This window comes from uncultured Adlercreutzia sp. (assembly GCA_910585575.1).
GTDB lineage: Bacteria > Actinomycetota > Coriobacteriia > Coriobacteriales > Eggerthellaceae > Adlercreutzia.
In genome coordinates this window covers 1-11,374 of sequence record CAJUFS010000078.1, presented here as the reverse complement: position 1 = coordinate 11,374, position 11,374 = coordinate 1, and the positions used below count along the sequence as shown (strand labels likewise).

General features: G+C 63.8%; 8 protein-coding genes. 6 read left to right on the top strand and 2 right to left on the bottom strand.

All coding sequences use genetic code 11. From position 1 onward, the window contains the following. The 5 genes from QZ307_RS09535 to QZ307_RS09515 form a co-directional block, all read left to right on the top strand. Nucleotides 1-2,654, top strand: a 2,654-nt coding sequence (locus QZ307_RS09535; protein ID WP_295999214.1) for a helicase-related protein, incomplete at its 5' end; no start/stop codon positions are given. Nucleotides 2,655-2,792: 138 nt separating this feature from the next. Further along, entirely contained in the window at nt 2,793-5,099 is a 2,307-nt protein-coding gene (locus QZ307_RS09530; protein WP_295999217.1) for a bifunctional (p)ppGpp synthetase/guanosine-3',5'-bis(diphosphate) 3'-pyrophosphohydrolase, read from the top strand. Between the two features lie 2 nt (nt 5,100-5,101). After that, nucleotides 5,102-5,776, top strand: a complete 675-nt coding sequence (locus QZ307_RS09525) for an MBL fold metallo-hydrolase (protein ID WP_295999210.1) — start codon at nt 5,102-5,104, stop codon at nt 5,774-5,776. 147 nt (nt 5,777-5,923) lie between these two features. After that, entirely contained in the window at nt 5,924-6,979 is a 1,056-nt protein-coding gene (locus tag QZ307_RS09520) for an inorganic phosphate transporter (protein ID WP_295999207.1), read from the top strand. Nucleotides 6,980-6,997: 18 nt separating this feature from the next. Next, nucleotides 6,998-7,627 carry a DUF47 family protein gene (locus QZ307_RS09515; RefSeq protein WP_295999206.1) on the top strand — a complete coding sequence of 210 codons (630 nt, stop codon included), beginning with the start codon at nt 6,998-7,000 and terminating at the stop codon, nt 7,625-7,627. Nucleotides 7,628-7,858: 231 nt separating this feature from the next. On the opposite strand, the gene QZ307_RS09510 is transcribed toward QZ307_RS09515, so the two are convergent. Both QZ307_RS09510 and QZ307_RS09505 read right to left on the bottom strand, forming a co-directional pair. Next, nucleotides 7,859-8,971: a trimeric intracellular cation channel family protein gene (locus QZ307_RS09510; protein ID WP_295999203.1), complete on the bottom strand. Its 1,113-nt coding sequence runs from the start codon at nt 8,969-8,971 to the stop codon at nt 7,859-7,861. Between the two features lie 3 nt (nt 8,972-8,974). Further along, a complete protein-coding gene (locus QZ307_RS09505; RefSeq protein WP_295999200.1) occupies nt 8,975-9,979 on the bottom strand; it encodes a peptidase in 1,005 nt (334 codons plus the stop codon). A 340-nt stretch (nt 9,980-10,319) separates the two neighbouring features. Between QZ307_RS09505 and QZ307_RS09500 the strand changes: the two genes are divergently transcribed. Further along, a partial coding sequence (locus tag QZ307_RS09500; protein ID WP_295999198.1) for an aspartate kinase occupies nt 10,320-11,374 on the top strand: 1,055 nt, incomplete at its 3' end.

Genomic DNA, 11,374 nt, shown 5'->3' with positions numbered 1-11,374 from the left:
GCACCGTGGCCGACCTCATGCCCATGCGCGATGAGAACCGGGCGCTCGTGGCCGACGGCTTGGCGCGTATGAACGAGAACCCGCGCCCCTGCATCGCTGCGCTTCTGGCCACTACGGGCCAGGCGGGCAAGCAGCTCACGGCCACGAACCTCAGCTTCTCGCTCATTCCGCGTCTCAACGCGGCGGGCCGCATGGGCAACGCCGATTTGGCGCTGAACCTGCTGATGAGCGACAACTACGCCGAATGCTGCACCATGGCCGAAGAGCTGGAGGCGGTGAACAACCAGCGCCGCGCCATCGAGGCCGAGCTGTCCGACATTGCCAAGGCCCAGGCCAGTGAAAACTACCACGGCCAGCGCGCGTTGGTGGTGGCCGGCGAGGGCTGGCACGAGGGCGTGAAGGGCATTGTGGCCAGCCGCCTGGTGAATACCTACGGCGTGCCGTCGCTGCTGTTCACCATCGACGGCGATGAGGCCCGCGGCTCGGGCCGCAGTGTGGGCGACGTGAACCTGTTCGAGGCGGTGTCCTCGCTGGCCGATCTCACCACGCGGTTCGGCGGCCATGGGGCCGCGGTGGGCGTGACCGTGCCCACGAAGAACCTGCCGGAGTTCGCCGAGCGCTTGGACGCCTATATGGCCTCGTTGCCCGAAGCGGCTTTCCATCCGCTGACCGAGGTGGACGCCTGCGTAGATTTGGACGAGCTGAACTTGGACACCGTGGCCATGGTGGACCAGCTGGCTCCCTTCGGCCAGGAAAACCCCCAGCCGGTGTATCTGGCGCGCAACGTCACCTTGGTGAACACCCGCGCCGTGGGCCAGACGAAGGACCACTTCGCCTGCACCCTCACCAATGGGCGCAGCTCGATAGCGGGTATCATGTTCCATTGCGCGGCCATCGACGCCCTGTTGGTTAACGATGCCGTGGTGGATGCGGCCTTCACCGTGCAAATTGACGAGTGGCGCGGGCGCCACTCGGTGAAGGCCATGCTGGAAACTATCGCCCCGGCCCGTTCCTGCTGCGCCTTGGAAGCCTGCCTCGACCCTCAGGCGGTGAACTTCTTCACGGACCTGTTCGCTGCTTCCGACGAGGATCTGTGCGCTCCTCGCTTCGACGAGGAAGCGTCCAGCGCGGTGCCCGACCGCGCGGCCCTGCGCGCCCAATGGGAAGAGCGCGGCCGACGCGACCCCGACGGTTTGGAAGAGGCCATCATCGCCGCCATCATCGGCGATCGCTCTTTGCACCCGGCTCAGCGCCAGGTGCTCGATCAGCTGCGGGCGGGGCACTCCACCTTTGCCGTTATGGCCACGGGCCGCGGCAAGTCGCTGTGCTTCCAGGTGTATGCGGCCTGGCAGGCGCTGACCAGCCACAAAGCCAGCCTGTTCATCTACCCCTTGCGGGCTCTCATCGCCGACCAGGCGTTTCACCTGTGTGCCAGTCTCGAGCAGTTCGGACTGGTGTCGGTGGTGGTGACGGGCGAATCCACCCCCGAAGAGCGCGCGGCGGCCTATCAGGGCCTGGCCGACGGCTCGGTGGACATTGTGCTCACCACGCCCGAGTACCTTATGTTCCACGTCGACGAATTTGCGGCCTCGGGGCGCATCGGCTTCGTGGTGGTGGACGAGGCCCATCATATCGGCCAGGCCAAGGCGGGGCAGCGCGTGGCCTACACGCAGCTGGGCCACGCCCTGGGGCGGTTGGGGGCGCCGGTGGTGCTGGCCACCGCGGCCACGGCCAACGACGCCATTGCCGCGGACATCGATGCGACGCTGCCGGTGCGCGAGCGCGTCATCGACGAGACGAGCCGCGACAACCTGTTCCTCGACGACCAGCGCAACATTCGCCATAAGGACGACTACCTGGCCACACTCATTGCGGCGGGGGAGAAAACCGTCGTGTACGTGAACTCCCGCGAGCAGTCGGTGGCGCTCGCTCGCCAGCTGCGCCGTCGCGTGCCCCAGCTTGCGTGCATGATCGGCTTCTACAACGCCGGCCTTTCCCGCGAGGAGCGCAAGCGGGTGGAGGAGCTGTTCCGCCGCAACGATTTGAAGGTGCTCGTGGCCACGTCGGCCTTTGGCGAGGGCGTGAACATTCCCGACATCCGTCATGTGGTGCTGTATCATCTGCCCTTCAACGAGGTGGAGTTCAACCAGATGAGCGGCCGCGCCGGGCGCGACGGCAATCCTGCCTGGGTGCATCTGCTCTACGGCCGTTCCGATGTGTCCTTGAACGAGCGCATTTTGGCCGAGGAGACGCCTGACCACGATGTGATGGCCCAGGTCTACCGTCGCTTGCGCGCGCTGCAGCGCCAGGCGCCGAACGATTACTTCCCCGTGGCCGAGATGGATCTGGCCCAGCTGGCATCGGACGCGTTCCGGGCCGTCAGCCCCTCGGCGGCGGCCTGCGGCGTGGCGGTCTTCCGCGAGCTCGGGCTCATCGAGACGCGCACGGTGTACGAGGCCGGGCGGCCGGTGCTGTGGGTGCGCGTGCGCGAGGGGGCGGCGAAGGTGGAGCTGACCGACTCGGTGCGCTATCGCGAGGGGCTCGACGAGCGCAGCATTTTCGGCGGGTTCCGCGATTGGGCGCTCGGCAGTGATGCCCAGGGCCTTATCGTGCGCTTGAGCCACCCCATCGTGCCCCGGCGCCCGCATCCCTAGCGGCGCACGGGTATTTGAAAGAGGTACGCCCCCATTGGGGGTTTGGAGAAGAAGGAGGCGCTGGTGAGCGCTGAGAGAGACCATAGCGGTGCCGACGCAGTGAGCGATGGACGCGCGACGAAGGCCGCCGTCGACGCCATGCTGGGGGTGCCGCATCCCACGGCGTCGAGCCAGCAGGCGCCGACGGGGCCCGTGACGCCCGACAGCCGCTTTGCCGAGCTGCAGCGGCTGACGTCGGCCTATATGGACGAGCAGGAAGAGGCGATGCTGGCCCGCGCCTATGCCTTCGCCTCGAAGGCCCATGCGGGGCAGTGCCGCAAGTCCGGCGAGCCCTTTATCATCCACCCCATCGAGGTGGGCATCATTCTGGCCGACCTGCGCATGGATGCCGAAACCATCACGGCGGCGCTGCTCCATGACACGGTGGAGGACACGAAGGTCACCGCCGAGGAGGTTGAGAAAACCTTCAATCCCCAGGTGCGCGCACTGGTGGAAGGCGTCACGAAAATTACCCGCATCGAGGTGGAGAGCCTCACCGACGAGCAGGCGGCCACTATTCGCAAGATGTTCGTCGCCATGTCGAAGGATATTCGCGTCATCGTCATCAAGCTGGCCGACCGTCTGCACAACATGCGCACCTTGGCGGCCCTGCGCGAAGACCGGCGCATCTTCAAGTCGCGCGAGACCCTGGAAATCTACGCCCCCATCGCGCACCGCCTGGGCATCAACTCCGTCAAGTGGGAGCTCGAGGACCTGTCGTTCTTCTATCTGGAGCCGAACAAGTACAAGCAGGTGTCCCGCATGGTCACCGAGTCGCGCGTCGAGCGCGAGGCGTACCTGGCCGACGTCATCAACGTGCTCCACGAGGAAATGGGGAAGGTGGGCATCACGGCCCAGATCATGGGGCGCCCGAAGCACCTGTACTCCATCTACCAGAAGATGACGAAGAAGGGCAAGGGCTTCTCGGAGATCTACGACCTTATCGCCGTGCGCATCATCACCTCGTCGGTGAAGGACTGCTACTCGGCCTTGGGCGCGGTGCATACCCTGTGGCACCCCATGCCCGGCCGCTTCAAAGACTATATCGCCATGCCGAAGTTCAACATGTACCAGTCGCTGCACACAACGGTCATGGGCCCGGCGGGGCGCCCGCTGGAGGTGCAGATTCGCACCGAGGAGATGCATCGCAACTCGGAATACGGCGTGGCGGCCCACTGGCGCTACAAGGAGACCGGCTCCTCGCGCCCCGGCACCAGCGACAATCTTGACGCCCAGTTGGCGTGGCTGCGCCAGATGGTCGACTGGCAGGACGAGACCGAGGACTCCCGCGAGTTCCTGAAATCGCTGAAGATGGACCTCGACGATACCGAGGTGTTCGTGTTCACCCCGCAGGGCGAGGTATTGAGCCTGCGTGCCGGCTCCACGCCGGTGGATTTCGCCTACGCCATCCACACCGAGGTGGGCAATCATTGCGTGGGCGCCAAGGTGAACGGCTCCATCGTGCCGCTGTCCTACGAGCTGCAGGTGGGCGACCGCGTGGAGATCCTCACCCAGAAGAGCGCGAGCCCCTCGCGCGACTGGCTCAACATGGTGAAGACGCCCTCGGCGCGCAGTAAAATTCGCAGCTACTTCTCGAAGGTGACGCGCTCGGACGACATGCAGATGGGCCGCGATATGCTGCTGCGCGAGATGCGCAAGCACGGCCTGGGCCTTTCCAGCGCCCAGTCCATGCGCGCCTTGAAGTTGGTGGCCGAGGCTTTGGGCTTCAAAGACCCCGACGAGATGTACGTGCACATCGGCACGGGTAAGGAAAAGGCCCAGCACGTCACCAACCGCCTGCTGAAGATCCTCGTGGACAAGGGCAACGAGGAAGCCGAGAAGCCCACGGTGGGTACCTCGGCCTCGTCTACGGGTATTATGGCCCCCATGCTCACCAGCGTGAAACGGCCGAAGAAGCACGAGACCCACGCCTCCAACGGCATTGTGGTGAAGGGCGTGGACGATGTGCTCGTGCGCTTGTCCCGCTGCTGCAATCCCGTGCCTGGCGACGACATTCTGGGCTTCGTCACCCGCGGCCGCGGCGTGTCGGTGCACCGCGCGGACTGCCCCAACGCCATCGATTTGAAGCGCCATCCCGAGCGCATCATCGAGGTGGAATGGGAGGGGTCGCCGTCGAAGTCGGCCAGCTACCAGGTGGAAATCTACATCGAGGCCCTCGATCGCATGAACCTGCTGCTGGACGTTACGAAGGTCATCTCGGAAATGGGCGCCAACGTGCTGTCCAGCAACACCACTACCCATCGCGACGGCATGGTGGAGATGCGCTTCCTCTTCCAGGTGTCCGACCTTACGGTCATCGAGCGCGTAACGAAGCGCTTAACCGATATCGAAGGCGTCTTCGACGCCCGTAGAATGATGCCCCAAGGCGCGAGCAAGAAAGGATAATGATGGCTCAGAAGAACTTGTATGAGGTGAGCGGGCTTTGCGTTGACGTGAAGTACCTGGTCATGGGCTATTTGGAGAACAACGTATATATTATCTCCGACGGCAAGGGCACCTTTGTGGTGGACCCTAGCTGCGATGCCGACACCATCATGGCGGCCTTGGGCGATGCCAAGCTCGATGCCATTGTGCTCACGCACTGCCACTTCGACCATATGGGCGCGGCAGCGGCTTTGCGCGAGGCCACGGGCGCTCCGGTTATTGCCTCCGAGGTGGACGCCGAGGGCATCGAGCATCCCACGGAGTCGCTGGTGGGCGAGGCCGAGCCCTGCACGGTCGATCGTCGGGTGAAGAACGGCGACGTGGTCGAGGTCGGCGATATGAAGTGGAAGGTCATCGAGACCCCGGGCCACACCAAGGGCTCCATGTGCCTGTTCAACATTCCTCAGTTCGGCAATCATCCCGGCGGGCTGCCCGTGCTCATTTCCGGCGACACGCTGTTCTGCGGCTCCATCGGGCGCACCGATTTCGAGGGCGGCTCCATGAGCGAGATGAAGGCCTCGCTGAAGAAGCTGGCCATGTTGCCCGATGACACGGCCGTGCTGCCGGGCCACAACAGCCTCACCACTATCGGTGCCGAGCGCAAGCGCGTATTTGCCCTGTTCGGAGCTGACAGATAGCGCGTTCTTGTCAACAGCGGGGGAGTCGGACGGCGCGGACGTAACGGCTTTCTTGAAAAAAGCCCTCTGCGCCGTTCCCCTGGGGGCAAATAGGCTACACTGGTTGCCGTGGCGCGCACGGCGCCGTTGTTTGTTGGAAGGAACTCTGTGACCATCGAGTGGACCTTTTTCCTCTCCGAGCTTGTGCAGAGCCCCATCTTGCTGGTGGTGACGCTGCTGAACATCGGAGTGATTGTGGTGAACGGGGCCACCGATGCTCCCAACGCCATTGCCACGGCGGTTTCCACCCGCGCCATGAAGCCCCGTCACGCCATCATCATGGCGGCGGTCTTCAACTTCCTCGGCCTGCTTCTGGTTTCGCTCGTTTCCACGGCGGTCGCCCATACCATCTTCTCCATGGTCGATTTCGGCGGCAACTCCCATCAGGCCTTGGTGGCGCTTATGGCTGCCATGGTGGCCATCATCGTTTGGGGCGCGGCGGCCTGGTGGTTCGGTATTCCCACGTCGCAATCCCATTCGCTCATCGCCGGCCTTACCGGTGCGGCCATCGCCGTCATGGGCGGCTTCGACGCCATCAACGGCGCCGAGTGGATGAAGGTTATCTACGGCATCCTGCTTTCCACGCTGCTCGGCTTCGGCCTGGGCTGGCTGCTGTACAAGATCATCGGGCGCATTTGCCGTCACGTCGACCGCGTGCGCGCCAACTCGTTCTTCAAGGGGGCGCAAATTTGCTCGGGGGCCGGCGTGGCCTTCATGCACGGTGCCCAAGACGGCCAGAAGTTCATGTCCATCTTCATGCTGGCCATCATGATGACCGCCGGCATGGGCATGAATTTAGACGACGTGGCGCTGCCGCTGTGGCTCATGCTCTTCTGCGCCTTCAGCATGGGGCTGGGCACGGCTGTCGGCGGCGAGCGCATTATCAAGTCGGTGGGCATGGATATGGTGAAGCTCGAGTCGTTCCAGGGTTTCGCCGCCAGTCTTTCCACCTTCCTCAGCCTTATGCTGGCCACCTTTGGGGGCCTTCCCGTATCCACTACGCACACGAACACCACGGCCATTATGGGCGTCGGTGCGGCCCGCAACCCGAAGGGCGTGAAGTGGTCCATCGCCATCGATATGGTGAAAACCTGGATCCTCACCTTCCCCGGGTGCGGTATCCTAGGGTATCTCTGCGCCAAGTTGTTCTTGTTTATCCTGTAAAGCGAGAAGGAGATTTCAGTGGCTAAGAAAAAGAAGTACGACTACTTCGACGCGTACGAGCAGCTGTCCGATCTGGCGGTGCAGGAGGCTAGCGTCCTCATTCGCGCCATGGAGAACTTCACCGACGCGGCGGCGCTGAAGTCCGTGCTCGAGGAAGCGCACGAGATCGAGCACGCCGGCGACCAGATCAACCACGAGATTTACAAGCATGTGGGCGGCGACTTCATGCCTCCCATCGATCGCGAGGACGTGGTGCTGCTGGCCCAGTGCCTCGACAACATCTTGGACGAGATCGAGGATGTGCTGCAGTACCTGTACATGTTCGACGTCCATCAAATTCCCGAGGACGCCCTGCGCTTCGCCACCATCATCAAGAAGTCCTGCCAGGCCGTGGACGCCGCTATGGAGGACTTCCGCAACTTCAAGAAGTCGAAGTCGTTCAAGCAGCTGGTCATTGACGTGAGCGACTACGAGGAAGAGGGTGACGTGCTCTACATGGAGGTTATTCGCAACCTGCATGTGAACCATGCCGACGAGCCCATGCACGTGCTGAAGTGGTCGCGCCTGTATGCCTTCATGGAAAGCTGCTGCGACGCCTGCGAGCATACCGCCGACCTGATGAGCACTATTCTGCTGAAGAACATGTAGTAGCAGTTCCGTCGGCCCTACGGGACCGACGGACCGCTCGACGCTGCGAGGCTCTGTCGCATTTCATGCCCTGCTCCGCAGGGCGCTCCCTCTCGGTCGCATAGAAAGTGCTGAACAGCCCACTGGGCTGTTCACTGTTTTGGGCACGGCGTTGGCCAAAGCCAACTTGGCCCAAAGGCGGGCGAATCTGAAACGCGACAGAGCCTCTCGCTGTGTTCCTTGGGCGATTCCCTATTTCTTTAATTCTGTTTTCTTTAAGTCGCGGGGGTTGTGGCTGGGCTTTTTTGGCTCGGGGGTTTGGGGCTCGAAGGGGTCGCGTTCGGACTCCTCGGTTGAGGCTCCTTCGCGGTCGAGACCGATGATGGCGTAGAGCTCGTCGCGGTCGACGAACAGTCGGTCGGAGGGATCGGGTGCCGGCTCCTCGACGGTGGAGGGAGCGGGGGAGGCGTCGGCCTTCACGTGCGGGTCGTGGTCGGCCAGGGGAATTTCCAGCTTGTCCATGAGGACGGTGGGCTGGATGTGCTCGCCCATATCGTCCATCCAGCGACCGCTCATGCGGTCGTACAGCTTCTTGCCGCGGCGCTTGAATTTCTCCCAGTTGGTGTCAGCCTGGCGCTCACGAGCGGTTTTGCCCATAGGCACGTGCACCTTGCGGGCGATAAAGCGAGCCGGGCGCGCCACGGTGTCCACCACGGTATCCGAGTAGTCGCGCGGCGGCTTGGTGCGCCAGCCCATGATAAGGGACAAATAGCGCAGCAGCAGGATGAGGCCAGCGCAGATCATGCCCGCGGTGTCGGGCAAGATGCCGTTCGCCTTCAGGGGGCAATACACCATGCAGCCGATGAGGGCCGCGCTGCCGTAAATGGGCCCAGTTTGGAAGGCCACGGGCGCACGATTCATGAGCACGTCACGGGAAATGCCGCCGCCGACAGCGGTGATAGTGCCGAGCACCACCGAGGGTATGACGCCCAGGCCGGCCGAGAGGCTTTTCGAGGCGCCGATGATGGCCCACAGGGCTACCGAGATGTTGTCAAGCAGATCGACGATGGGGTCGAGGTAAGTGGCCAGTTTGCCGAAGTAGAACACCACCATGCCCGCGATGGCGCAGGACAGCAGGAACCACGGGCTTTGGAAGGCGTACAGGCCGTACTGGCCGTAGCCTTGCAGCAGCACGTCGCGGATGATGCCGCCGCCCATACCGGTGATGCAGGCGATGGCCACGGTGCCGAAGATGTCGTAGCGGGCGCGCACGGCGGACATACCGCCGGACAGGCCGCCGGTGATGGTGGCGGCGAACTCGAACCAGAAGGGGAGCGAGAAGGCGGTATCGAGGGTTTCAACCATGGCCTAGGCCTCGGCTTCCGGCTGCGATGCGGTGCCAGCGACAGCGGGAACGGTTTCCACGGCCACGACGACGGCCACTACCGGCTCGCCGTAGAAGTTCAGGTCGTCGGTGAGGGCGTGGGCGTCTTCCAGCGTGAAGGCATCGTCATCGAGGGCCTGTATGGTGGCCAAGGCGCTGACGCGGGCCTGGTCGTACAGGTCCCAAAAGCTGGCAGTGCTTTCCGCCTCGACGAACGGATGCTGCCACGGAGCGTGCTCAGCGTTGGCGAAGGCCGATGCGGTGCGCAGCTCGCCGCGATGGGAGAGGGCGCCCATGATGGAATGAGGGCGCACGAGGCGCTCGAGTGAGCCCAAGGCGGTGCGCTTCCAGCCGGCCGGCGAGTACACGAGGCGCTGGGCACGGCGATAGGCCTTGACCGACGCCTTGAAGAGGTTGTCGGGAATGGTGAGGTCGAGAGCGCGCTTCACCGCTTGAGCGTAGAGCTGCGACACAGCGCTCAGCATAGAGTCAGAGCCCTTCAGCACCGCGGTGGCAGGGTTGAAGGTGGCCACCGTTTCGCCACGCTTCTCAGTGAGCACCAGTTCGTCCAGCTCGGTTTCGATGAGGGCGTGCACCTCGGAATGGTCGTCGGGTGTGAGGCCTTCTACACCGGCGTTGCACAGGGCGCGCTCTTGGCTGAAGGTAAGGGGATGCACCGTGCGGTCAAGCTCGTAGTGGCAGGCGAAGCCCAGCACATAGGCGCGGCCCATAGAGCGCAGCGGCGCGGGCAGCGTGGCCACGGCTTGCTTGAAGGCCAGCAGCAGCTCGGCGGGACGGGCGCGGTGCAGGGCGCTTCCTACCTGCGCATAGGCTAGGTAGCGGGGATCGGTGCCGGCGAAGAACAGCGGATCGGGCCCTTGGTTGCCCAGCAGGAAGGCCTCGGCCTCGTCGCGCGAGCCGCCCACGGTCTCAAAGGTTTCGCCGTAGATGTCCTTCGCGAACAAATCGTGGGTGATGATGGCCGGCATGGCTGCTCCTTCCCGGGTAAGGATGGTGGTTGCGGGTGCGGCGCCCAGGGCGACGGCTTTGTGCGAGTGCGCTTCAAGGCGCGGCGCGAAACGCACATGATACGCAACAGTGTCATCATATACAATGCTGCTTCTTTGAGCGGTCGAGGCGCTCCCGCTGTCGGAAAACCGACACAGAGCCGCTAGGGAGGCGCATGCGGAACGGGCCGATACTGCGCCAGGAATCCCCGCCCGTCTGCCGCTGCCGTGGCGAACCCCCCGATTGGCCCTGGGATTTTTGGTATAGTGGGAATCCACTGGGTTCCAGTGGCCATTGACGTTCCGAAAGGGAAGGGCGCTCATGTCTTTGATAGTAGCGAAGTTCGGCGGTACCTCCGTCGCCTCGCCTGAACGCATCAAGAACGTCGCCAAGCGTCTGGTGGGCATGCGCCAGCGGGGCGACGAGGTGGTAGCCGTGGTTTCCGCCATGGGCAAGACCACCGACGAGCTGATGGGCCTTGCCAGTGCGGTTACCACCGCGCCCCCGGCCCGCGAGCTGGACCGTCTGCTGTCCACCGGCGAGCAGGTGTCCATGACGCTGCTGGCCATGGCCATCGAGGCGCTGGGCTACAAGGCCATGAGCTTCACCGGCCGTCAGGCGGGCATCGAAACCAATGGCACCCACAACAAGGCGAAAATCGTAGCCGTGCACAATGAGCGCCTGCTGGACGCGCTGGATGCCGGCGCCATCCCCGTGGTGGCGGGCTTTCAGGGTATCGACGCGAATGGCGACATCACCACGCTGGGCCGTGGCGGCTCCGACACCACGGCGGTGGCCATCGCCTGGGGCATCAACGCCGACGTGTGCGAGATCTACTCCGATGTCGACGGCGTCTACACCACCGATCCCCGCGTCGCTCCGCGCGCCAAGAAACTCGATTCCATCTGCTACGACGATATGCTGGAGCTTTCCAGCGCCGGCTCGGGCGTGCTGCAGAGCCGCGCGGTGGAGTTCGCACGCAAATGGAAGGTGGTCATTCATTCCCGTTCCGCGTTCTCCGAGGCGGAGGGAACCTATGTCAAGGAGGAGTACGAAATGGAAGAGGCCGTCATCACCGGCATCGCATCCGATACGTCCGAGGTGAAGGTGACCATCCGCCGCGTGCCCGACGCGCCGGCCATGGCCGCCAAGGTGTTCTCGGCGCTGGCCGCCAACAACGTGAACCTGGACATGATCATCCAGAACGTGTCGGCCGCTGGCTTCACCGACATCTCCTTCACCACGCCGCGCGCCGATTTGCCCCGTGCCGTGGAGACCATGGAGCGCATCGTGCCGGAGATCGGTGCGACTGAGTTCATCGTCGACGAGGATATCGCGAAGGTGAGCCTGGTGGGCACGGGCATGAAGTCCTCGCC